General features: G+C 56.4%; 24 protein-coding genes. 20 read left to right on the top strand and 4 right to left on the bottom strand.

Annotated elements, in window-relative coordinates; all coding sequences use genetic code 11:
• The first annotated feature begins 259 nt into the window (after positions 1-259).
• The 9 genes from HZ994_09285 to HZ994_09245 all read left to right on the top strand — a co-directional run bounded on the left by HZ994_09285 (position 260) and on the right by HZ994_09245 (position 6,435).
• Positions 260-448 carry a hypothetical protein gene (locus tag HZ994_09285; protein ID QTN32513.1) on the top strand — a complete coding sequence of 63 codons (189 nt, stop codon included), beginning with the start codon at positions 260-262 and terminating at the stop codon, positions 446-448.
• Between the two features lie 484 nt (positions 449-932).
• The gene (locus HZ994_09280; protein QTN32512.1) at positions 933-1,184 is read left to right on the top strand and encodes a hypothetical protein; all 252 of its coding nucleotides are present in this window, start codon (positions 933-935) and stop codon (positions 1,182-1,184) included.
• 51 nt (positions 1,185-1,235) lie between these two features.
• Positions 1,236-1,493, top strand: a complete 258-nt coding sequence (locus tag HZ994_09275; GenBank protein QTN34359.1) for a hypothetical protein — start codon at positions 1,236-1,238, stop codon at positions 1,491-1,493.
• 62 nt (positions 1,494-1,555) lie between these two features.
• Complete coding sequence (locus tag HZ994_09270) at positions 1,556-1,834, top strand: hypothetical protein (protein QTN32511.1); 279 nt, start codon at positions 1,556-1,558, stop codon at positions 1,832-1,834.
• A 640-nt stretch (positions 1,835-2,474) separates the two neighbouring features.
• Entirely contained in the window at positions 2,475-2,942 is a 468-nt protein-coding gene (locus tag HZ994_09265) for a hypothetical protein (protein QTN32510.1), read from the top strand.
• Between the two features lie 1,562 nt (positions 2,943-4,504).
• Entirely contained in the window at positions 4,505-4,972 is a 468-nt protein-coding gene (locus HZ994_09260) for a hypothetical protein (GenBank protein ID QTN32509.1), read from the top strand.
• A gap of 148 nt (positions 4,973-5,120) precedes the next feature.
• A complete protein-coding gene (locus tag HZ994_09255) occupies positions 5,121-5,552 on the top strand; it encodes a hypothetical protein (GenBank protein QTN32508.1) in 432 nt (143 codons plus the stop codon).
• 104 nt (positions 5,553-5,656) lie between these two features.
• A complete protein-coding gene (locus tag HZ994_09250; protein ID QTN32507.1) occupies positions 5,657-6,058 on the top strand; it encodes a hypothetical protein in 402 nt (133 codons plus the stop codon).
• A 122-nt stretch (positions 6,059-6,180) separates the two neighbouring features.
• Positions 6,181-6,435 (top strand): hypothetical protein, encoded by a 255-nt coding sequence (locus HZ994_09245; protein QTN32506.1) that lies wholly within the window; start codon positions 6,181-6,183, stop codon positions 6,433-6,435.
• A gap of 799 nt (positions 6,436-7,234) precedes the next feature.
• Here HZ994_09245 and HZ994_09240 read toward each other — a convergent pair.
• Positions 7,235-8,425, bottom strand: coding sequence for an IS110 family transposase (locus tag HZ994_09240; GenBank protein ID QTN32505.1), 1,191 nt, complete (start codon positions 8,423-8,425; stop codon positions 7,235-7,237).
• Between the two features lie 670 nt (positions 8,426-9,095).
• Between HZ994_09240 and HZ994_09235 the strand changes: the two genes are divergently transcribed.
• From HZ994_09235 to HZ994_09225, 3 genes are all read left to right on the top strand, one after another.
• Complete coding sequence (locus tag HZ994_09235; protein ID QTN32504.1) at positions 9,096-9,329, top strand: hypothetical protein; 234 nt, start codon at positions 9,096-9,098, stop codon at positions 9,327-9,329.
• 275 nt (positions 9,330-9,604) lie between these two features.
• Positions 9,605-9,844, top strand: a complete 240-nt coding sequence (locus HZ994_09230; GenBank protein QTN32503.1) for a hypothetical protein — start codon at positions 9,605-9,607, stop codon at positions 9,842-9,844.
• A gap of 372 nt (positions 9,845-10,216) precedes the next feature.
• Positions 10,217-10,555 carry a hypothetical protein gene (locus tag HZ994_09225; protein ID QTN32502.1) on the top strand — a complete coding sequence of 113 codons (339 nt, stop codon included), beginning with the start codon at positions 10,217-10,219 and terminating at the stop codon, positions 10,553-10,555.
• 17 nt (positions 10,556-10,572) lie between these two features.
• Here the strand turns inward: HZ994_09225 and HZ994_09220 are convergent, their stop codons facing one another.
• Together HZ994_09220 and HZ994_09215 are read right to left on the bottom strand one after the other, a co-directional pair.
• Positions 10,573-11,544, bottom strand: coding sequence for an IS30 family transposase (locus HZ994_09220; protein ID QTN32501.1), 972 nt, complete (start codon positions 11,542-11,544; stop codon positions 10,573-10,575).
• A gap of 1,097 nt (positions 11,545-12,641) precedes the next feature.
• Positions 12,642-13,598, bottom strand: coding sequence for an IS30 family transposase (locus HZ994_09215; protein ID QTN32500.1), 957 nt, complete (start codon positions 13,596-13,598; stop codon positions 12,642-12,644).
• Positions 13,599-13,812: 214 nt separating this feature from the next.
• Between HZ994_09215 and HZ994_09210 the strand changes: the two genes are divergently transcribed.
• From HZ994_09210 to HZ994_09180, 7 genes are all read left to right on the top strand, one after another.
• Positions 13,813-14,139 carry a hypothetical protein gene (locus tag HZ994_09210; protein QTN32499.1) on the top strand — a complete coding sequence of 109 codons (327 nt, stop codon included), beginning with the start codon at positions 13,813-13,815 and terminating at the stop codon, positions 14,137-14,139.
• A 26-nt stretch (positions 14,140-14,165) separates the two neighbouring features.
• Positions 14,166-14,309 (top strand): hypothetical protein, encoded by a 144-nt coding sequence (locus tag HZ994_09205; GenBank protein QTN32498.1) that lies wholly within the window; start codon positions 14,166-14,168, stop codon positions 14,307-14,309.
• Between the two features lie 24 nt (positions 14,310-14,333).
• The gene (locus HZ994_09200) at positions 14,334-14,516 is read left to right on the top strand and encodes a hypothetical protein (protein QTN32497.1); all 183 of its coding nucleotides are present in this window, start codon (positions 14,334-14,336) and stop codon (positions 14,514-14,516) included.
• 121 nt (positions 14,517-14,637) lie between these two features.
• Entirely contained in the window at positions 14,638-15,123 is a 486-nt protein-coding gene (purE, locus tag HZ994_09195) for a 5-(carboxyamino)imidazole ribonucleotide mutase (GenBank protein QTN32496.1), read from the top strand.
• 59 nt (positions 15,124-15,182) lie between these two features.
• Positions 15,183-16,331, top strand: a complete 1,149-nt coding sequence (locus tag HZ994_09190) for a 5-(carboxyamino)imidazole ribonucleotide synthase (protein QTN32495.1) — start codon at positions 15,183-15,185, stop codon at positions 16,329-16,331.
• 60 nt (positions 16,332-16,391) lie between these two features.
• Entirely contained in the window at positions 16,392-17,651 is a 1,260-nt protein-coding gene (locus HZ994_09185; protein QTN32494.1) for a hypothetical protein, read from the top strand.
• Between the two features lie 7 nt (positions 17,652-17,658).
• Positions 17,659-18,966 (top strand): hypothetical protein, encoded by a 1,308-nt coding sequence (locus HZ994_09180; GenBank protein QTN32493.1) that lies wholly within the window; start codon positions 17,659-17,661, stop codon positions 18,964-18,966.
• Between the two features lie 3 nt (positions 18,967-18,969).
• Here the strand turns inward: HZ994_09180 and HZ994_09175 are convergent, their stop codons facing one another.
• Positions 18,970-20,949 (bottom strand): BatA domain-containing protein, encoded by a 1,980-nt coding sequence (locus tag HZ994_09175; GenBank protein QTN32492.1) that lies wholly within the window; start codon positions 20,947-20,949, stop codon positions 18,970-18,972.
• A 259-nt stretch (positions 20,950-21,208) separates the two neighbouring features.
• Between HZ994_09175 and HZ994_09170 the strand changes: the two genes are divergently transcribed.
• Complete coding sequence (locus HZ994_09170) at positions 21,209-22,060, top strand: hypothetical protein (GenBank protein QTN32491.1); 852 nt, start codon at positions 21,209-21,211, stop codon at positions 22,058-22,060.
• Positions 22,061-22,221 lie beyond the last annotated feature (161 nt).

Raw genomic sequence — 22,221 nt, 5'->3', positions numbered from 1 at the left:
ACGCCGAGGAAGCCGTCTGATTAAATTGGGAGTTTACACCGGCGCCGCCATTCCTTAGACGTTAGCCAAAAAATGAGAACTGTATTCGCAACTCTAATTCTCTTCGCATTTTTCCTTTCAAGCGTTTGGGCTGTCGATCGCATTTCCACAGATCAAGGGTGACGCGAATAGTCGAACCGGCAAGACCGACAATGAGGCCGTCCGATGCCTACTTAAGGAAGACAAGTTCAACGCCGGTGCAATTTCCGGCGAACTGATTGTGGCAAAGGGATTTCTAGAACCGGATCTGGGGGTGAACCTAGCTGCCTGGGACGACAAGGGAAGGCTCATAGCTTCTTGGGCTATTTCTGGCAGAGAGAAGAATGGCAAGATTCACTACTATTTCGCTCTCCAGAAGGATCTGATTGGTTCGGCCAAGTTTGACCTGTTCACGAAGAAGGAGGGATGACGGAGTTACCCCTACGAACCGTCCGTATCACCAAAACGGACAATGGCTAACAAGGCGGAGATGGCGACGCCGAGGAAGCCGTCTGATTAAATTGGGAGTTTACACCGGCGCCGCCATTCCTTAGACGTTCAGCCAAGAAAGAATCCTTGGATCGCAGAGGGAAGATAATGCTCCGTGGCGGCGGATCGACGAGGTTTCGGAAGTTCCAGACGTGGCGAATGAATTCCTGTAAGCGAAAGCCGTTCGTGATTCGATTGCTCGGCTTGCGTATTCCCACGAGTTCGGGAGTCCTGGGATCATGCGGAGACGAAAAGATGCTGAACAAGTCGGAGATGGCGACGGCGAGGAAGCCGTCTGATGATATTGGAAGTTGACCCCGCCGCCGCCATTCCTTAGACGTTGTGCAAGAAATGAAGAGTCGTTTCGCAATCTTTATTATGATCTCAATGCTCGGCTTGGTCTCGTGCGATCACCAAGAACAGACTTGGACTCCCGAGGGAAGGTCATCGAGACTGTCGCGATTGATCTCGTCGGAGAGAAGTTTATCGATGAGAACAAGCTCAAGTCTATTATTCGATCTGCAACTGGAGACACCTACACAGCTCATGCTGTGGATATTGATATCCGGGCTCTATTCGAGAGCGGTTACGTGGACGACATTCGAGTGCTGGCCGAACCTAAGGGCGACAAAGTCGGTTTGATCTTCGAGGTCACGACGAGGCCTACCATGGAGTAGGTCTTATTCGTAGGCAATGCGGCGTTCTCCGATCAGAATCTCGCGAAGAAGATTGAGATCAGACGCGGCAAGAATGCAGAGCCTCCAACACCCGAACTACTCACGGATAGTGCATCACGTATCGAAGCATACTACCGATCCCACGGATACCCTTTAGCTGTAGTCCATGTGAGCGCTTTCGGTGGTGGTTCAGCCACTGCGGATGATTTCCAGTTCGTAATCCGAGAGGGTGATCCTGAGCCGTCAGAATCAAACAAAAAGAAGCACAACAAGGCGGAGATGGCGACGCCGAGGAAGCCGTCTGATTAAATTGGGAGTTTACACCGGCGCCGCCATTCCTTAGACGTTAGGCGAAGAATGAATATCTCCACATGAACGCGAATGATTTAGCCGTGCTGACACTTTGGCTTGCTCGCGAAGTTGCAAGACTTCATGGGCAGGTCGCATCTTTACATGCGGTAGTCGAGGAGCTGCGTGTAGTTGATCGGCGACTTGACGGTATCGACGCAGCCCAAATCCAAGTGGACTCTTTGCAGGAGTTTTACGAGCACCTTGAGGCGATGAATCCTCAGATTGCGGCACTGGTTGATGATCGACCTCCACGCGCTCTCGATGTGGATGCAGACATTGACTCCACGTTCCCCGAATGACACGCGCACCCAAAAATAAGAAGCCTAACAAGGCGGAGAAGGCGACGCCGAGGAAGCCGTCTGATGAAGTTGGACGTTTCATCGCGGCGCCGCCTTTCCTTTGACGTTCGCTAAGAAAAATGGATAGATCAGAGGTTAAGCCAATAAGATCCCGCTTCCGTTTCGGAATGTGGTTCGGTTACTTTTTGGTGTGTGCAGTCGTTTTCTGTTTTCCACCGTGGATCGAGTATTCGAGTCCTTCTCGTCCGCCGCTATTCAACGTTGATTGGTTCTTCTCATTGAATTTTCATTTTTGGACTTACCAGCCATACGGCATGGCGAACGTAATGGATACCACCGGCTATTGCACCGTGGTATTTTTTCGAGCATTATAAGAGCCTGAACTACTGTATTCTTGGAATAGAGTTAGCGATACTTGGGATTCTCGCTCTCATTTTACGCAACATCATTCGACAGCATGAGATGTCGTTGGCCTACCCTGCCGCACCGCCCGTTATGGCAACATTTCTCAGAAGCAACAAAGCGAACAAGGCGGAGATGGCGACGCCGAGGAAGCCGTCTGATCATTTTGGAAGTTGACCCCGGCGCCGCCATTCCTTTGACGTTCTGCAAATAAATGAGAGTTCCCTTAATCGCGGTCATGTTGGTCATTCCCTTTTTATATGGCTGCGTTGGAACAGGGCGGAATGTCTCCCCTCAACTGAGCGAATCGTTTTCAGCGGCTCCGAATATCGAGGCTCTGGACATGAGAACGTCCTCCGTTAAGGATTTCGTATATGCTTTGCCGCCCCATAGCTACCATGAGGCAACAGTTTCATACGCGCATGATCTGATCGCCAAAGAGGCTGTTACATCTCGACGTTTTCGAGGTGTATCGCTGGAGTCTGTCGATTATGTAGGTGATGGCTCCGTAGGCCGTTCATCATTCTTTCTCGACAGGGCTGCAGGCGTTTTGTGGCGCTACTATTTTGCTTGGGAACCAGGCTCTGTTGATGTCGTTACGCGTTACAGGCCTGTGCCTGGAGGGTGGATGATTCACGATGAAGTCGCGGTCGATAAAGATAAGGCAGAACAAGTCGCAGATGGCGACGCCGAGGAAGCCGTCTGATCATTTTGTGCGTGCAAGCCGGCGCCGCCATTGCTATTACGTTCATCCAAAAAATATCAAGATGAGCACCTCTCATTTCAATTCGACAGTCACGCTCTCCGACTAGAGTCACTCCCCGACCGACCACCTGCATGAACGCCAGCAGTCTTCTGGTATTGCCACCGAATGCGTCCGTATGGTGAAGTGCCAGCGAATTCCCACCGCATTCGACTAACCGTTCCCTCAACCAACCCAACATATGCCGCTCCCGAAGCTCCTCCTCATACCCAACTCCAAAGAGATGGTCACTACTCCCGCCTCCGTCCCTATGGAGACGTGGATCAACATCGATGACATCTCCACGATTGGCATCACCTGTCCCCGAAGCCCCCACGTCGAGATCCGCTTGCGATCCGATCCCGGGCGATCCATTCTCGTTGAGCGAGAAGCCGCGGTTTCGCTGATCGCTAGACTCCGCGCCATCAAACAATGAAGATGATGAACAAGGCGTAGATGGCGACCCCGAGGAAGCCGTCTGATCAATTTTCTGGGATGACTCAAACTCTTCCGGTAATCCATCTGGCTCTGAGCCTCTGGTCGCCATTACTCTGACGTTCGCCAATAAAAATAGACACAGCGCAATGCGCGATCATCCAATAATCCCAGTGACAATTGGTGTCGGCCTTCTCCTGATGACCGTCTTTGGCATCGGGAAGATTTCAACGAATTTATGGCCTCCAGAGACCGTATTTCATAGCGGAACGCCTCTGTGGCGATTTGCAATCTTCATTGTTGGGCTATTCAGTTTCATCGTAGGTATCAAAGAATGGCGTGCGAGAAGGAAGTGACCAGATTTCGGTTAAGATTTAGGTTTCCTGGACTTGTTGTTCCATCTACATTCCGACAATAAGACAAAAAGGCGAACAAGGCGGAGATGGCGACGGCGAGGAAGCCGTCTGATCATTTTGGAAGTTGACCCCGCCGCCGCCATTCCTTAGACGTTCGGTAAATAATGATGATCGCATTCGCCATACTCTTCGGAATAACGATCTTCATGAACGGAAGCTCATTCGCTGCGATACACGGCCGCTTTGCACAGCAGCTAGACCTTTCTGGCTCGGCTGCCATTCCTTATATCCCTTGGACAGCTCTTGGAGCATACATCGTTGGGGTGTCCTTAATCATGAGGATCAAGAAGCCCGTGCCACGGTGGCTATCTTTTATTGCTGCGACATTGATCGGGAACGCTATTACCCTTTATCCGCTCCTAATTCTACATCATGGCTCTACGCTGATCGTCGTCAGTGGGGAGATCTCGCGAGAGAGTCTTGCGAGTTTCAAGGCAAGATACCCCGTGTTGGTGTCCAGTTACATGTATTCCAACAATGGCGGTACCCTTCGAGTGCGGAACGATCAATTCTCCCCGGACATGCAAGAATATCTCAGCCAACTAACGAATAAGAAACCGAACAAGGCGGAGATGGCGACGCCGAGGAAGCCGTCTGATTAAATTGGGAGTTTACACCGGCGCCGCCATTCCTTAGACGTTCTGCAAATAAATGAGAGTTCCCTTAATCGCGGTCATGTTGGTCATTCCCTTTTTATATGGCTGCGTTGGAACAGGGCGGAATGTCTCCCCTCAACTGAGCGAATCGTTTTCAGCGGCTCCGAATATCGAGGCTCTGGACATGAGAACGTCCTCCGTTAAGGATTTCGTATATGCTTTGCCGCCCCATAGCTACCATGAGGCAACAGTTTCATACGCGCATGATCTGATCGCCAAAGAGGCTGTTACATCTCGACGTTTTCGAGGTGTATCGCTGGAGTCTGTCGATTATGTAGGTGATGGCTCCGTAGGCCGTTCATCATTCTTTCTCGACAGGGCTGCAGGCGTTTTGTGGCGCTACTATTTTGCTTGGGAACCAGGCTCTGTTGATGTCGTTACGCGTTACAGGCCTGTGCCTGGAGGGTGGATGATTCACGATGAAGTCGCGGTCGATAAAGATAAGGCAGAACAAGTCGCAGATGGCGACGCCGAGGAAGCCGTCTGATCATTTTGTGCGTGCAAGCCGGCGCCGCCATTGCTATTACGTTAGTCAAAGAAATTACCATGGCATCGAAACCAAAACCAAAGCCGAAACCAACTACCGACACTGGGAATCCCGGAACACGTGACCTCGGGACTGTCCGAGAGACCCGATGAAGACATCCGCTCTTTGGACTCAGTATCAGGGCTATACCCGCGATCTTACTGAGCATGCGCGCAAGCTCGGCTTTGCGGGCGTTGCCATTTGTTGGATATTTCGGACTACCCAGTTCACGTTCCCTCCCCTGATATACTGGGCTATTGGTGCTTTTGTGGCCTATTTTATTTGCGATATTCTTCATAGCCTTTTTGGAGCATTGTTGACGAAGTGGTATGTGGAGCGTGAAGAGTTTAAGCTGATCCAGAAGTCGAAGCCGATTGATAGCGATGTCCCGAAGCCCCGGTGGCTGGATTGGCCAGCATTTACCCTGTTTCTCATGAAGTCCATGTTGGTCATTCTAGGTTTCGTGCTTATCGGGTTCGAGCTTTGTGGGAGGTTGGCAGATTTGCGTGCCGCCACGGCCACAATGCAGCCTTCCCCATAAGAACGAAGAAGGCTAACAAGGCAGAGATGGCGACGCCGAGGAAGCCTTCTGATAAAATTTGAGCTTCACCCCGGCGCGCCATTCCTATTACGTTCGGCAAAGAAATGAAGAAACCCCCTCTTGAGTTCGTTGAGGTAGCGATACAGATAGCCAGCGAACGGTTCTCGGCCTCAATCACTGGCGGCGGCTTCGAATGGATCAGCGGCATCTATGAGGCTTACGAATCGGATGGTAGTCCGGCTGACCTCAACAGATGGATTGTGGATCGGTTCGCGCGGGAGTTTCGATGTGTCAACGCGAGGCCGAACTGGCTCAACAACGAGATTCCGTGGCCATTCATGGATGGGCGACCGATGCTGTTCGTCGGCGAACTCAATGGGGGGATAAGCGAGAGAGAATCCAGTGGAGAGATGTTCTTCCTGTTCGCGGGCTATTTCGAAGAGGAAGCCGGATTGCGTCGTGAGACTAAAGTCATCACCCAAACTGATTCTGCCTCATTACTATAACAAAAAGCCGCGACGCCGAGGAAGCCGTCTGATTAAATTGGGAGTTTACACCGGCGCCGCCATTCCTTAGACGTTAGCCAGATAATATGAAGATCTGTGTCGGAACCTTCTAGTTCAATACCATGACCGTCCTAAGATACACAATCAAAGCGCTACTTGGTGCATTGTTCTTAGGCTTCATTTATCCCCTCTGGTGGGCTCATAGATTTTCGTTTAGTGCAGCTCGCCAGATTGCAGGAGATCCGGAGTTTTTGGGTCACTCGATGCCTTACGAGAAGCTTTCTACGGACTTAGCTACCGTTGGATATGTCTGGATGGGATTCAGCATGGTCTGGTTATTCTGGCACGTTACTAGAACAACCAAAAAAGAAGGCTAACAAGTCGGAGATGGCGACGCCGAGGAAGCCGTCTGATCATTTTGGAAGTTGACCCCGGCGCCGCCATTCCTTAGACGTTCAGCTAATAAAAATCCCTGGATCGCAGAGGAAAGATAATGCTCCGTGGCGGCGGATCGACGAGGTTTCGGAAGTTCCAGACGTGGCGAATGAATTCCTGTAAGCGAAAGCCGTTCATGATTCGATTGCTCGGCTTGCGTGTTCCCACGAGTTCGGGAGCGCCGGGATCATGCGGAGACGAAAAGGTGCTGAACAAGCCGGAGATGGCGACGCCGAGGAAGCCGTCTGATCAAATTGGGAGTTTACACCGGCGCCGCCATTCCTTAGACGTTGCTATGGCTGCCTGTTTGTCAATGGGCAAAAGTTTCTCTATGTCATCGATGGTATCTGATGAGGTTTCTTCCGGTTTCTCTATGCTGTAGGCCGGGATGGGAATGGCGTTGTTTGATCCAGTTGTGATCAGCAGGTTCGCCTAGTGCTTGGTATGCTGCTATTCGTGGGCTGCTCCTTTCGGAGCCTTTCCAACAGTTTCTTTATTCACGTTTGTGGCCCTTGTTTCAGTCTCTGCACGGGTGCTCGTCCGGCAATGCCGGACTAACCCAGAACGTCTATCGAGGATTGGGCCGGCTGGCGCTTCCCATCCCGGTCTGCAACGCAGATGACCGGTATATGTCTCTTTCTTTTGTGGTTTCTTATGTCCCTGGTAACGGAAACTTTCGTTTTTCAAATCCCCCCCAAGGGACGCCGGGGGATTTGAAAAAGGGAAGGTGGAGTGGTGCGGTTATCGGTTCCTGCGGCGGGCGGGCATGGCGGAGGGTTTGGACGTTTTCCTGATTGGTGTCTTGGATTCGATCCTGGTGCCCAGCTCCCAGATGAAGGCGCAGAGCTCGCGGGCGACGGAGACCTTGATCTTGTTGTGGTGCAGCCTGCGCCTGGCCAGCGACATGAAGCGGGTGCTGAGCCGCAGCTGGGTGCTCCATGAAAGCTCGAGGATCCAGCGCGCCTGCCCGCTCTGTCGGCGCGAGAGCTGTTCGCTTACCTTGGGAGGGAAGCGGTAGTGGGTGGCCTGTTCGATGAGCAGCCAGCGGGCGTGGGGGTTGCCGCATTTGGTGATGCCTCCCTGCCTCTGTTTGCCCCCGCTGGAGTTTTCCGAAGGGACGAGCCCGAGGAAGGCCATGAGTTTCTTGGGGTGTTCGAAACGGCTGAACGTGCCGATCTCCGAGACGGTGACCATGGCGGCGACGAGCTTGAAGCCCTTGAAGGCCATGAGTGCGTCGACGAGGGGTTTGCGCTGCCAGCCGCCTAGGAGGTTGAGCATTTCCGCCTCGATGCGTTCGACTCGTTTCTCATGGAAGTCGATGAGGGTGAGGTTGTCCTCGAGGACGATGTGGTGGGCGCTGTCGGGCATTTTGAGGCCGCGCAGGTAGTTCATGTGCGCCTGGCTCCAGTGGGTCCTGCCGTCGTACTTGTAGCCGAGTCGGCGGAGCAGGGCGAGGAGCCTGGCCCTGGCGCGTCGGAGGTCGTCGACGGCATCCGTGCGGCCGCGGCACAGGTCGCGGACGGCCTCGTCGACACTGTCGGGGATGTTGACCGGGACGAGGTCGTTGGAGCGGAGGTTCTTGGCGAGTTTCATGGCGTCGCGCTTGTCGGTCTTGACCCGGTCGCCGGACTTGGTGGGGATGAGGGAAGGGGCGATGACCTCGCAGCGGACGCCCATCTGCAAAAGCCGCCGCGCGATCCAGAACCCGCATCCGCTCGCCTCGTAGCAGACGTGGAGGTCGGAGAGTTTGCGCCCGTTGCTTTTGGCGATCCTGCGGACGGCGCGTTCGAGGGCGTGCTGGGTGGTGTTGATCTCGCCGTAGAGGCGTGGCTCGGCATCGCGCTCCGCTTCGAGGATGGCGATGGATGTTTTTTCTTTATGGACGTCGAGTCCGATGTAGAGTGCGCGTGGCGTGTCCGAGTTCGTTTTCATTTGTTTGTTCATATGAATGTTGGATAGGTCCCGTTCACTCGGGATAGCCCACGGATTGAACCGGACACGCCACCTTTCAAACCAATAAAGAATGGATCTGAAATGCTGCGCCGTGCTCAACGGGCAGCCATAGGGTCTCTGCGAAGAAATGAACAAATGAACCCTTCCGCATTTTCAACCGTTCTAGTGAGATTTGTTGCGATCTACATAGCCGTCCAAGGTTGTCTAGTCCTGCTCTCGATGCCTGCCGTCTACCTGCGAGAGGCTGAATCGCAGAGGGTAATGTTTGGAAATGACGAAGTCCGATTTGGGGACCTTGGGGTCTCCAACGGGAGATCTGCCGACGGAGCAAATCGCAGGCATTGCTTTCGCGACATCCAGCCTTGGCGAACGTCTGCTTGCTCGAACGGTGGTTGGTATTTCGTTTCTGGGATTGGCAATGATACTTTTCCAATTCAGCCAAAGATTCGGGACACGGATCGCAAGGGGGCTTTAGTTTACATCGATATTCCGCAGGCAGCCGTGTTACCAAGAAATGAGCAACGAGCCGCAGTTTGGCAACCCGCCACCCGATCCGAGACCAAATCCACCGTTTAACTACAACCTTTAATCCTTTTTGAGGCGTGGCGTTCCTGGTAGGGGTGCCAAGGCTCAGAAATTTATACCAAATATGAAGACAATCCAGATTCTTGGTGCATTTCTACTTCTGTTCGCGTCTGCCCACGGGCAAACCTCACTTGTTGATGCGGGTCGTTTTATCCATCTTCGCACGGTTGATGAAGGAGAGCAGGAAGATACCTACGTCAGAGCTGAAGCTATAGATGCAGTGTTGATCTATCGGAGCCAGCGCGAGGAAGATAAGGAGGCACCGTTCAAGGTGCGAGTCACGACCCGCATGCTCTGATCCGCTCCAAGAAACAACGCCGAAATCTGCATTCACGGAGAATAGGAGCTACCAAGTCGATTCCGGCAGTCGCGAGGAGGCGGAGAAGATCGCGGCGGTAATCGTCAAGGCGTGCTCTGGCGGAACAAATGGAAACAAGGCAGAACAAGGCGGCGCTGACCAACCCGCTACCGCTCCGGAGTCGAAGCCGGAGGGTAATCACAAACCCTAAACCCGAGTCGGAAGTGCGCTCCCAGTAGCGGGCGGCAGGCCTTTGACGTTAGGCAAAAGAATTGATGTCACTCCGCACCATTATGACGAACAACTTGGTTTGCACACTCTATGTTTGTGCGGTTCATCTGGTTGCGGGACTGACATCAGTGGCTGATATGGTGCGACCAGAGAACTTCATCAAGCTCACGGCATTTAATCAGAAAGTGGTGCTAATCGAAATTAGGAAAGTGGATCTTAAATCTCTAGAGATCGACAAGGGAATAGAGACGCGTGAAGTAACCATTACCTCAAAAAATAGTTGAGACGATCCGCGGCGATGACAGTGAACAAGATTTTACCTTTTTCTGACAATGAGTATAGAATCGTTGATAGGGACAAAGCCAAGGCAGAGAACCCTTCTGATTTATTTGATATTCTAAAAAATCCAAATCCCCATCAGGCATCGTCTTGCTTAGTTGGTCATTGGTATTTGGTGATTTACATGGAACATCTGACCTTCTTCTACGAAGTTTCAAAACATGACGATGGTTGGAGGAGTCAGATTTTGGAATATCGGGAACCCTAGAACCTAATCAAAAAGCCTAACAAGGCGTAGGAGCCGACGCCGAACCCGCCGTCTGATTAAATTGGGGGGTTTCCACCGCCGCTGCTCTACTATAACGTTCTGCAAGAAAATGTTCTTCAAGCCGAAATCTCCAATCGAGAAGGTCACGCTCGAGATTGAAGCGGAGATGAAGAAACTAATGAAATCCACGACTCAAGAGAAGTTGTGGGTCACTCACTACGGGGCGAATGATATTCATCCACGGCATCTCGTGTATTGGATATGCGTGGACAGTGACTCAGAGAAGGCCAGGCTGGAAGCTGACAAGGAGCTTATGATCCGGCTTCGCAATCTACTAAAGCAATTCGATTATCCTGCAGATGGTAGGGACGGAGTCCATATAGGCTTCGAATCTTCTGAGACCGTTAATCGGGAATCAAATGGCAACTGGCGGCATCACTGGCAATGAAGAAAAGAGGCTTAGCTTCAAGAGTGAAGTGCACCGTTAGATGATTCGCGGAAAACTTCCTCCGGTGTCCTGTAGTTATGCCTTTTGCGCGGGCGGCGGTTGAGGGTCGCCGCGATCCTGTCGCAGTCCGCCTGGGTGACATGCCTGAGATCCTTCCCCTTGGGCAGGTATTGCCGGATCAGGCCGTTGGTGTTCTCGTTGGTTCCCCGCTCCCATGAGTGGTGCGGGGTGGCGAAGTAGAAGGGGACGCCCGTGACCTTTTCCAGCAGGGCGTAGCCGTGGAACTCCGCCCCGTTGTCCGCGGTGATGCTCCCGTAGCTGCGCAGGTTCCTGGCGATCAGGCATGCCATCGAGAGATTCGTCTCCGCGACGGTCACCGCCGCGATCTTGCCGATCTCCACATAGCCGCTCTTTCTCTCCACAAGGGTCACCACCGAGTGCTTGCCGGATCCGTGTACGGTGTCGACCTCCCAGTGGCCGCAGGTGGCCCGGCTTTCCGCCTCTGCGGGCCGCTCGCCGATCATCCTTTTGTCGGCAAGCCTCCCGCGGCTGTCGTATGCCCCGTAGCGCTTCCGCCGCTTCTTGCCCGAGCTGCGCAGATGCTGCCACAGCGTCCCGCCCATCTCCTTGTCCAGCCATACCCATCCGTAGATCGTCTCGTGGCTGATGCGCAGCCCTCCGGTTCCCCGGAGGTGCCCGGCCACCTGCTCCGGGCTCCAGTCCTTGCGAAGCAGCCGCTCCACCTCACCGCGATCCGTCGGGCTGAAGCGGCTTCCCGCCCTCGATTCCCTGCGGCGCTTGTTGGCGCGGTTCTGGGCGTGGGACGCCCTGTAGAAGTTGTCCCACGGCGAGCGGTTCCGCGCATGCTCGCGGCTTATCGTCGAGCCCGCCCGCCCCAGCGTGCGGCCGATCTCAGCGAAGCTCTTCTTCTCGATCCTCAGCGCCGTGATCCGGTGCCGCTCCTCCTGGCTCAGTTGTGTGTATTTCATGGCAAGTGCTTTTGGCCGCTATCCCTTCACCCTTGCAAGGTTCCAGCGGTGCACTTACTTTCTGAATTCAAGATGCAGAACAAGTCGGAGATGGCGACGCCGAGGAAGCCGTCTGATCATTTTGGGAGTTGACCCCGGCGCCGCCATTCCTATAACGTTCGCCAGAGAAATTTCTCGTGAAGCAAGCTGCCTCCCAGATAATAATCGTTTCACTCGCATAATTAACTGATGAAGCCTAGATCTCAGATACTCCTGTCGCTGGCGTGGATCGGTCTATGCGTACTGCGAATCGGATCTCGATGGGACGATCTTTACTGGTTTCTGTTCTCCATAGGAAGCGAAGACTATCGACAGTTGCCCTCAATAGATTCCCAGCAAGTTTGGCATGCAAGTGATGCAATCTGGTGGCTGTTCGGGCTTGTAATGTGGACAGGATTCTTGGCTAGTGCAGTGATCAAAGCAATCCGAACGAAGAACCCAGACACTGAAACAATGAAGAAGGCGAACAAGGCGGAGATGGCGACGCCGACGAAGCCGTCTGATTATTTTGGGAGTTGACACCGCCGCCGCCATTCCTTAGACGTTATGCCAAAGAACGAGCAGATTCAAAGCTTCACGATTTACACTAGCACCCCAAGAACTTCATGAAACAGAACCCGCTTACCACACTTTGCATCTTTGCTTCGATCGGATCGATTCTCATAGGTCTCGCATTGGTGATCACAGCGTTAAGTCCGAGAATGACATCAAGTTGGGGAGAGGTCGCCGCGGGCTTCACACCCCAAGCAATACTGATCGCTGGAGGCCTGCTTTCCCTCGCAATTTGCAGTTCCAAAAGCCAGTGACAGGAGCACGGTGAATGATCGTCCCGCAAGACAGTTTCCCGGCATTTCACATTGACGCGAAACCGACCGGCATAACAAGGCGTAGGAGGTGACGCCAAACCAGCTCCCTGAACGATTTCAAGCTTCACCCCGGTGCACCTCTACTTCAACGTTCGGCTAAGAATATGAACCTAACAAAAGTCGAAAGATTCATTCTCGATTTTGTAGGCTGTGAATTGAAGGTCGAGCCGCAACATAGGTCATTCGAATCTGTTAGTTAAGGATTTTCTCAAGAAAAGATTTGGGAGTCCTGAAGCCGCACACTTTTTTCGGACGGTTATTGATGAGGTCGCAAGCCTTGGAAACACGGTCCGGGCAGTCAGTCAGGGCCAGTTTCTTCGGGAAGAATTCGCGGTAGAGTCCGATGTTGTTTTCGACGGCACCTTTCTCCCAGGAGCGGTAGGGATAGCAGTAGTAGATCTGTGCGCCCAGGTCGGCCGCGAACTCTGCATGCTGCCTGAATTCGGCGCCGTTGTCCGTTGTCACGGAGAGCACCTTGAATGGTTTCAGAACCTCCACGGCGGCCTTTCTCACCGTTTCCCCACGGCTGTCGGGAACCAGGCAGGCAACAGAGTAGCGCGACTTGCGCTCGACAAGAACGAGGAGGCTGTGGGAGTCGGATTGCAGTCCTTCCATGATGTCCATCTCCCAGTGCCCGTAGGTTCGCCGGTTGTTGATTTCCTTTGGTCTTGAAGAGATCCTGGGTACAGGAGGTGCTTTTTCACCCCTGATGTAGCGCCATTTCGTCCTGTGGATTCTCGATTTCCTGCGGAGCAATTTCCCCAGGTCGCTCCAATGCCGCCCCCATTGGTTGATGTAGTTGTATATGGCCTTCGGCGATATGGTGAATTTGAATTTCGTGGGGAAGAGGGAGGCGATCTGCTCCGGGCTGAGGGTGAGTTCCATCTGCTCGCGGATGAAATCGAAATGCACCTCACGGAGCTTCGCGCGCCTGCGGTTGGCGGCTGCCCTCCTGGCCTTCGTGTTGTCCTGGGCTTTGTGGCAGGAGTAGTCTTTGAGTTGGTGGCGGTTGCGCCGGAGTTCACGTGAGATCGTGGAGGGTGAAAATCCCATGATTCTTGCCATCTGCCGTACCCCATTTCCGGACTTCCGCAGCTTGCCGAGGGTGTGGCGATCATAGTAGGTGAGATGCTTGTATTTGGTGGTCATTGTGTCTGATTGTGTTCGGTGCGGTGTTGCACTTCGACTTACAAGTCACACGCTGGGAGTCCCGGCGGGTAGGGTGGCGGCATGCGGAGGGCAAGATGGTTGGCGGAACGGGAAGAAATCGAGGGAAGGCTTGGTGCGAGCCTGTATGAGTCACACGGGTGCTGGTTTCGAAGCAGAGAAGTGGAAGGAGGTTTCAAGGGTTTACCGGCGTGCGATGGGATTGGCACTGGGCAGGAAGGGCGGTCGTGCGGATGTTGGAACGCCGCGCCATGCGACAAGGAACGAGGCAGAGACGCTGGAGTCAGGGGACAACGAAACAGTGCTGGCGGATCTTGGGATGGCGGGGATGCTGGGGAAACGGATCAGGTATTTTACGGACGGGGCGGTGATAGGCAGCAAAGAGTTCGTGAACGAAGCTTTCGCCGGGGCGCGGGAGAGGTTTTCGAGAAAACGGAAGGATGGTGCGCGGCGGATGCGGGGCAGCGGCAAGGCGGCGGCGGGGGTGCTTTGGAGTGTGAGGGATTTGAGGGTGGGGATTTGAGGAGAGGTGGTCACGAGCCACTGCGCTTGCGTTTCACCGATCTTCCTGAAAACAGCTTTCCCACACAGGAAGGCAACCCAAGACTATCTCAAAGAGAAAGAAAAAGAACCATGACCAAGGACGAGAAAACCATCGCCGCTGCCTACAACAGTGGTGAGCTTGCCATCTAGGGACCGCGCGGAGAATTCCTGCACATGCTCGCCCTCGCGGGGGGGGGGAACACCTTTCGCAAAGACAAGCGCATCAAGATCCGCCTGAGTCATCACGACCTCACCGGAATCCAGCGCCAGGCAGCAAGAAAAGGCATACCCGACCAATCTCTCATCTCCGGCCTGATCCACCAATACGTCGAAGGCGACCTTCAGGAAAAATCCTGATTCACCCTTCGCAGCGTGTCGGGGTCATACGAAGGGTTGGCCGTTGTTTGGGACGCCGTAGATGATGGTGGAATCACAGAGATTGACGCACCCCGGCGCATGGGGCAATCTCACCGCTTCTATGAGTGTCGGCATTATTATGGGTAGCACGTCGGATTGGCCGACGATGGAGCACGCTGCGCGCGTCCTGCGGGACTTCGGTGTGGAATATCACGCAGAGGTGGTCAGCGCCCACAGAACCCCGGAAAAGCTTTTCTCCTACGCACGGGAAGCAAAGGCGAACGGCCTGAAATGCATCATCGCCGGTGCGGGCGGCGCCGCCCACCTGCCCGGCATGGTCGCCGCCATCACGGAGATTCCCGTGCTCGGCGTCCCGGTCGAGTCCAAGACCCTCAAAGGTATCGACTCCCTCCTTTCCATCGTCCAGATGCCCGCCGGTATCCCCACCGCCACCTTCGCCATCGGCAAGGCCGGGTCCACCAACGCCGCCCTCTTCGCCATCGCCATGCTCGCCGTGAACGATCCCGCCCTCGCGGAAAAACTCTCCGAATACAGGAGCAAACAAACCGCAAAGGTTGTGGAAGCGGTTTTGCCGGAGCTGGACTGAAAAAACCTCTTCAAGAAGAATCCGACCCGCGTTCATCCGCGGTTCTTCTCCATTTCCTCATGTCAGCATCCGTCTTCTTTCCCCTGGATAAACAACAAATCGTCGGCGTGATCGGCGGCGGCCAGCTCGGCCGCATGTTAGCCCTCGCCGCACGCCGCATGGGCGTCCGCTCCGTGGTCTGGACCGGTGGCCTGGAGGCTCCCGCCGTGGAGGTCGCCGACGAGGTCATCGACAAGCCCTTCGATGATGCTCAGGCGCTCCTTGATTTCTGCGCACAGGCCACCGTCGCCACCGTCGAGTTCGAGAACATCCCCCTCGCCACCATGCGCGGAGTTGCGGAAAAAATCGCACTCTTCCCATCCCCGGAAGCCGTCGGCATCTGCCAGAACCGCGAGCGGGAGAAAAATTTCCTGAGGGAAAACGGCATCCCCTGCACCCGCTTCTGGGTCGTGGAAACCCTGGCAGACCTCACCGCCGCCATGCAGGAACTCAATGGCCCCGGCGTCCTCAAGACCGCCGCCTTCGGATACGATGGCAAGGGTCAGCTCAAGCTTTCCGGAACGGAAAACCCTGCGGATGCCTGGGAGGAATTCGGCAAGGAGCGCGCCGTGCTGGAGGCGTGGGTGCCCTTTGAAAAGGAAATCTCCGTCATGGTCGTACGCTCCGCCGATGGCGAGATCCGCACCTACGATCCCGCGGAAAACCGCCACCGGAATCACATCCTCGATGTGTCGATCGTCCCCGCAGGAATTTCCCCGGAGACTTCCGGAAATGCCCGCGAGATCGCCTCCCGGGTCGCCGCCGCCCTCGGCTACCACGGCATCCTCGGAGTCGAGTTTTTCGTCAACCACGATGGTTCCCTCGTCGTCAACGAGATGGCGCCCCGCCCGCACAACTCCGGCCACCACACCTTGGATGCCTGCGCCTGCTCCCAGTTCGAGCAGCAGCTCCGCGTCGCCCTCGGCCTGCCCCTCGGCTCCACGGAACTCGTCTCCCCCTGCGTCATGCTCAACCTCCTCGGCGATTTCTGGTTCGCCGAAACCACCCCCCCGGACTGGACGCCCCTCCTCCGCATGGAAGCAGCCACCCTCCACCTCTACGGAAAACGCCGCGCGATCGGCATGAGGAAAATGGGACACGCCACCATCCTCGGCCACGATGCCCTGGAAAAAGCACAAGCCTTAAAATCCGCCTGGCTAAAGCCGTAAAGACAAGGCTGATCCGGCGTGTTTGACACCCCGCCGGCATTTCCATCATATTTCAGGGAAATGAAACCCAGGCATTTCATCGCCCCAGCCATCGCATTGGCGGCGGCGGCCATTTTTATTGGGAACCAGCGGGTCACGATCAAGCAGCTCTCTGCGGAAAACCTGATCTTGAGTGAGCGCATCGCGGACGCCCGCGGGCAAGCAAGCCCGGAGGAAAATCCCGGCGCGAAGCTCCGCGCAGAAAAGCCGGATACGGAGAGATCACCCATCGACTGGAAGATCATCGCGGAGTCATTCAAGGAGTCCGAGCAGAGTGGCGATCAGAGGAAATTGATGTCCCTCCAGCGGCGTCTGATGGGCATGAATGCAGCGGAGCTTATCAAGGCATTGGATGAGATCGCGGCTTTGGATCTTGATGAGGGAGCGCGCCTGAAGCTTGAGGGCATGGTCATTGGCCCGCTCTCGGAGAAGGAGCCGGAGCTTGTCCTGGAAAGATTCAAGGGCAGGCTGTCCGGAGCGACGGGATGGATGTCCTGGCAGTTGTCGGAGGCTCTTGGTTCTTGGGCGAAAAAGGATCTTTCCGCCGCCACCGCCTGGCTGGATCGCGAGATAGTGGCGGGGACTTTCCTGGCCAAGTCGCTTGATGGGAAGAACCAGGCGCTGCTCCAATTCGAGGGCAAGCTCTTGTCGCTCCTGATCTCAACGGATGCCTCCGCTGCGGAAGCGCGGGTGGCGGCGCTGCCTGAGCATCTGCGCAAGGAGCTTTTCAACAACTTCGGCCACCGGGAGCTCAAGGAATCGGATCAGAAGGCATTTGCAGAATTGCTGCGCAAGCAGCTACCCGCGGATGACGCGCTGGATAGGCTTGGCAGCCAGGCAAGCGTGCTCGCCAAACTCGGGGAAATGGAAAAGGTCGATGCCTATCTCGATAGGATAGGGGCAAGCCCCGAGGAACGCAAAAACATCGCGGCCAGAGCCGCACTCAGTAGCATCCAATCGAAAGGAAATCATACGAAAATCAAAACCGAGGACATCGATTCCATGCGCGAGTGGTTGGGCAGCCAGTCCCCCGGTTCTGTTGACATCGTCACCGGGGAAAGCATAGGCAGCGCGAACTCCTACGGGGACGCTACGAAAATGGAATTCGGCGAGGCTGCCGATCTCGCGCTGAGATATCACGCGGCGGGTGGCAGCGACGAGATCCTTGTCGGGTTCCTCAGGAAAGCCTCCACCTACGATCATGCAGCGGAAGCGCGCATCATCGCCGGGAAAATTTCAGACCCTGCAACGCGTGCCGCAGAACTCAAAAAGCTGGATTGATCCGACCATGAGAATTTCCATCGCCATCTCCCTGCTCATCCTCGCCGTTGCCGCTCTTCCTGCCTGGAACCAACTGTCGGAGATCAGCGTCCTGCATAAGAAACGCTCGGCGCTTTCGGCAGAGGCCGCTGCGCTGGGGATCATCGTGCTTGATCCTGAAGATCACAGAGGCACCTTGCAGTTCACAAAGAAGCAGCGGAGGGACGGGGATGCTGATATGCGGCAGGAAGCGCAGGATTTCATCGCCTTCGCCAAGGAAATGCAGAAGTGGAAGGAAGGCAGCGTGCAGCCGGACAACGAGGCCAAGGAGCGCATGTTCGCGTTCATCGAGCGGCTCCAGACGCTCAGTGCCAGCGAACTGCGGATACTCATCGAAGAGTTCCGCGCTGCGGATGATCTGGACGATGATATCCGCCGTGTCCTGCTATCCTTCTCCGTCATGACCCTTGCTAAAGATCACCCGGAGGCAGCACTGCGCCTGCTCTCGGAAAGCGGAGACCTCATTGATGGGAAGTCGGAGGGCAGGCACGTGGTATCCTCGGCTCTCGCCAAATGGGCGGAGCGCGATCCCATGGCTGCCTTGGAATGGGTGCGGGAAAATTCGGCGAAGAACCCTGGCCTGATCACCGACGAGGTGAAGGCGGAACTCGTCGCCGGAGCGGCAAGGACGGATATGAAGGCCGCACTGGCACTGATCGGTGACTTGGATTTCGGGAATCCCTCAGACGGGATTTCCTCAATCGCGGAAGCGATCGGAAGCCCGTCCGATCGCACCGAATTCATCTCGCTCTTGCGCGGATATGATAAGGAAAACCCGGATCAGCGGAGCATACAACGGGCGATGCTGGCACTCACAAAAGGTGTGATGGAAGAGGGTTTTGAATCCGGTTCCAAGTGGCTCGCCAGCAGCGGGCTATCGCCCGATGAGTTGGCCACCTTTGCGGTGAATATCAGGAACAGCGCGAAGAACGGGGAGCAGGGTCAATGGATAAGCTGGATGGGCGAGAACCTACCTGCGGAAAGCCGTGACAAACAGGTCTCGGAAACCATGCGGCAGTGGACCCAGAAAGACTACCGGGCCGCAGGCGAGTGGCTTGCGGCGGCACCCGCCGGCCCGGCGAAGAACGCCTCGGTGTTAGGTTATGTCGATGCCGTTTCCAAATACGATCCGCAGACCGCGACCCAATGGGCGATGACGCTCCCGGCGGAAGATAGGGATCAATCCATGCAGGCCATCTACCGGAACATGCCGCAGGAAACCCCGGCAGACCGGCAAGCCCGCGAAGCCTTCAAGACGCAGCACGGGATCGAATGAGGCCTAGTTCGCCGGCTGGAAATTCCGTTTCGCGACCGGCTCTTCCTTCTGCTTTTTCGGCAGGCAGAGCAGCGCCTCGCTGATGAGGAAAAACAGGACCGCGAGGAGGAAGGCGCGCCACATGTCCGTGGAGAGCGATGGGTCAGCGCTGTTGCCCACCTGGTCTAACAGGCTGTAGCCGGTGCCTTCCAGCATGGAGTCGAGGCTGTCCTTCGTGGCGATGGCCAGGTCGTCCTCCGCTGCCGGGCGGTTCACTGCCAGGAGGCGCTCGCCGAGGCGGAAAACGCCTGCCGTTTCCGGGGAGCTTTCCGTGGAGAAATCATCGGCGCGGCTGCGGACTTCCCCCGCCAGTGTCTGCGCGGCATCCGATCCGACATCCGCCAGGTAGGATGAGTCAAAACGATCCGCCCCGAGCGCAAGGATGCGCTGCATGGCGGGGAGGAGGACATCCGCATCGCCGAGGTTTGACCAGGTGTAGTCCGGGATGGAGCCGAGGAACCAGAGGGTGCCGCGATCCACGATTTTCCGGCTCAGGAAAGCCTCGCCATCCTCCCAGCGGGCAAGGACGGCGGCATCGCCCTCCGGCACCGCACGCTTGATCCCGCGCAGCCGCTCCGCCGGGATCGGCGTGCCGCCCAGCCCATCGCGCAGCGGGCCGTCGGATCTGTTCCAGTCCGAGAGGATGAAGAATTTCCCGGCGGCGGCGGAGGTGACCTCGCCCCATTTCATGCCCATGAAATCGCCGCTGGACGGGGTGGGGGAGGGCAGGAAGACGAGTTGCCCCCCGTTGGCAAGGAAAGTGGCGAGCACCTTCGCGTTTTCCCCGGTGGGTAGCGGTGCCGCCCACAGGATCATGGCGATGTCTGAGGTGGATGCGGTCGCAAAGGCAGCTGGGGAGATGGTTTCAGCCGCCTGTTTCTCAAAGCCGGGCGGGGCTGCGGCAAGCGCAAGGTAGCCCGCCGCCTCGCCCGCATCCGCCACGATGAGCGATTTCACCGCTCGCGCCGGGCCGTATGCGAAGAAAGCGGAGTTGTCGCGCGGGTTGCCGTCCGCAGGCAGGCCGAGCCAACCGTGACCCGATTCCTCCTCATCCTTGATCTTGATCTGCCGCTGGAAGCGGAGCGATTGGCCGGGCAGGCTGACGGACTCGCTGGTGCTTGCGCCGTTGGTGCTGACGGTGAGCGGGAGGTTGAGCGTGCCACGGCTTTCCTCGGAGCGGATCATCTCCAGATCCAGCGTCAGCCCCTCCGGGCTGCGGCGGGTGCCGAGGAGCCTGAGGGATACGTTCGGGGCGGATTCCCCGGTGAGTGAGAGGACGCGGATCGCGGGCTTCTGCGGGAGCGCGGCGATACTGGCGCGGACGGCTGTCCAGCGCTCGTCCTCCGGGCGCCAGTTGGATTCCTGGAGATCCGAGGCCAGCCAGATTTCCGAGCGACCGGTGGCGGAGGACAGGTATTCCGCCGCCTTGCCCATCAGCGCGGGAAAGTCCGCCCCGGAATCGGTGGCGGCAGTGGAGGAAATTTCCGGCAGGACATCGGGGGAGGGGATTTCCTGCGCTTTCCCGCTGGCGCTGTCGATGAGGACCAGGCGCGGGTTGCCAAGGTTCGCCATCGCATCGCGGACTTTCTGGAGCACGAGGTCGCGCTTCGCGGCCTGGCCATCGCCGGAGCGCAGCTCCATGGAGGAGCTCCGGTCAAGTACTAGAACCACCGTATCAATCGTGCCCGCACCCCATCCCAGCAGCCCGGACATGACAGGCCGCGCCGCTGCGAAGGCCAGCGCGGCGATGCCCAGCGCACGGCAGGTGAGGATGAGGATGTGGCGGAGTTTCTTCTTCCCCCGCGACTCGCGCGTGGCCTTGAGCAGGAACTGCATCGCCGCCCACTGCACCGTCTTGTGGCGGCGCTTGTTGAGCAGGTGGATGATCACCGGCACTGCGGCCGCAGCCAGGAACCAGAGGAGGAAGGGGGTCAGGAAGGTCATGCTTGGGGGAAACTCTAAAGGCTAAATTTTAAACTCCAAGGGAAGAGATGGATGGCTGCAGCTACACGCTCCGCAAAGGATACCGGGGCAAAGCCCGGCAACTTCCCGGGATCTGTGATTTTTCATCGGTGAATGATACCGGCGTGACGCAAGCCATCTCTCAAGGGTAGGGCTGGTTCGGCTGCAGGCGTTCGCTAATGCAAATTTTTCGCATTAATCGCTTGCTACCGCGATTTTGTTGCGTTAACCAAGCCCGCGCATGAAATCAATCACCTGCCCCATCGCCGTATCCGTCCTCGCCCTTTCGTCCCCGCTCCATGCCTTGGAAGGGGACTTCCTCGCTCCCTTCGAGCACATCCATTACAGCCCCATCGGCACGCCTATTATCCACTCCTTTGGCGTGGAGCCGGCCTTCACAGGACGCGATTTTTTCCTCGATCACTCATGGCGCGAGGGCGGCGGAGTCACCGAGCACGAGACTGAACTCGAAATGGAATGGGCTTTCACCAAGCGCCTCGGCGTCATCGTGGAAGTCCCCTACATCTGGGAGGACGAGGAGGGCGTCGGCTCTGCTTCCGGCGTCGGGGATCTGGCCATCGTCCCGCGTGCCATGCTCATCGTAACTGACCGTTTCATGCTCACCACACAGATCGAGCTCGGCCTGCCCACCGGCTCGTCGGCCTTCGGCGGGGAAACTTCCATCGCCCCCGGCATCGCCATGTGGAACGATCTCGGGAACTGGTTCACGCTGAACACGAACATCGCCATCGCCCACGGCTTCGATTCCAATGAGACGGAGCTGGAGTTCGGATTCGGCCTCGTGAAATCCTTCGGCGAAAAACCCGATCTCTCCTCCTCACATGACCACCACGGCCACGATCACCGCCACGATCACCCCAGCGTCGCCGGCCTCATCAACCTCCACCTGGAAATCACTGGCTCCACCCCCATCAACGGCGACGACAAGGGTGATTTCGAGACCGAAGGGCTCATCGGCATCAGCTACGGTGTATCTCCTGAAATGGACATCCGCCTCGGCTACCAATTCCCCATCTCAACACCGAAAGACTTCGACCACGGCCTCACCACCGGCCTGATCTGGCATTTCTAGCATAGATAGCAGCCCCGTTCAGGGCAGGCCGAAGTATCGGCGTCCAGCTGCTTGTTCAGGAAGCCCGCGCTAACCCGCGGGCTTTTCCATTTCACCCACCCGTGAATCAGGGATTAATCCGATATTCGAGGAGTCCACCCCATCGCACAAGCAAGGCTCTG

The sequence above is a fragment of the Akkermansiaceae bacterium genome, assembly GCA_017798145.1.
Classification (GTDB): domain Bacteria; phylum Verrucomicrobiota; class Verrucomicrobiia; order Verrucomicrobiales; family Akkermansiaceae; genus Luteolibacter.
This window is presented reverse-complemented; position numbering and strand designations above follow the sequence as displayed.

Coding starts and splice junctions, on each gene's coding strand:
- HZ994_09200 (QTN32497.1), top strand. CDS start 14,334: ATGCTCGCCCTCGCGGGGGGGGGGAACACCTTTCGCAAAGACAAGCGC.
- HZ994_09180 (QTN32493.1), top strand. CDS start 17,659: ATGAGAATTTCCATCGCCATCTCCCTGCTCATCCTCGCCGTTGCCGCT.
- HZ994_09225 (QTN32502.1), top strand. CDS start 10,217: ATGTTCTTCAAGCCGAAATCTCCAATCGAGAAGGTCACGCTCGAGATT.
- HZ994_09235 (QTN32504.1), top strand. CDS start 9,096: ATGAAGACAATCCAGATTCTTGGTGCATTTCTACTTCTGTTCGCGTCT.
- HZ994_09265 (QTN32510.1), top strand. CDS start 2,475: ATGTTGGTCATTCCCTTTTTATATGGCTGCGTTGGAACAGGGCGGAAT.
- HZ994_09240 (QTN32505.1), bottom strand. CDS start 8,425: ATGAAAACGAACTCGGACACGCCACGCGCACTCTACATCGGACTCGAC.
- purE (QTN32496.1), top strand. CDS start 14,638: ATGAGTGTCGGCATTATTATGGGTAGCACGTCGGATTGGCCGACGATG.
- HZ994_09220 (QTN32501.1), bottom strand. CDS start 11,544: ATGAAATACACACAACTGAGCCAGGAGGAGCGGCACCGGATCACGGCG.
- HZ994_09260 (QTN32509.1), top strand. CDS start 4,505: ATGTTGGTCATTCCCTTTTTATATGGCTGCGTTGGAACAGGGCGGAAT.
- HZ994_09175 (QTN32492.1), bottom strand. CDS start 20,949: ATGACCTTCCTGACCCCCTTCCTCCTCTGGTTCCTGGCTGCGGCCGCA.
- HZ994_09255 (QTN32508.1), top strand. CDS start 5,121: ATGAAGACATCCGCTCTTTGGACTCAGTATCAGGGCTATACCCGCGAT.
- HZ994_09270 (QTN32511.1), top strand. CDS start 1,556: ATGAACGCGAATGATTTAGCCGTGCTGACACTTTGGCTTGCTCGCGAA.
- HZ994_09250 (QTN32507.1), top strand. CDS start 5,657: ATGAAGAAACCCCCTCTTGAGTTCGTTGAGGTAGCGATACAGATAGCC.
- HZ994_09215 (QTN32500.1), bottom strand. CDS start 13,598: ATGACCACCAAATACAAGCATCTCACCTACTATGATCGCCACACCCTC.
- HZ994_09190 (QTN32495.1), top strand. CDS start 15,183: ATGTCAGCATCCGTCTTCTTTCCCCTGGATAAACAACAAATCGTCGGC.
- HZ994_09185 (QTN32494.1), top strand. CDS start 16,392: ATGAAACCCAGGCATTTCATCGCCCCAGCCATCGCATTGGCGGCGGCG.
- HZ994_09170 (QTN32491.1), top strand. CDS start 21,209: ATGAAATCAATCACCTGCCCCATCGCCGTATCCGTCCTCGCCCTTTCG.
- HZ994_09230 (QTN32503.1), top strand. CDS start 9,605: ATGTCACTCCGCACCATTATGACGAACAACTTGGTTTGCACACTCTAT.
- HZ994_09245 (QTN32506.1), top strand. CDS start 6,181: ATGACCGTCCTAAGATACACAATCAAAGCGCTACTTGGTGCATTGTTC.
- HZ994_09210 (QTN32499.1), top strand. CDS start 13,813: ATGGGATTGGCACTGGGCAGGAAGGGCGGTCGTGCGGATGTTGGAACG.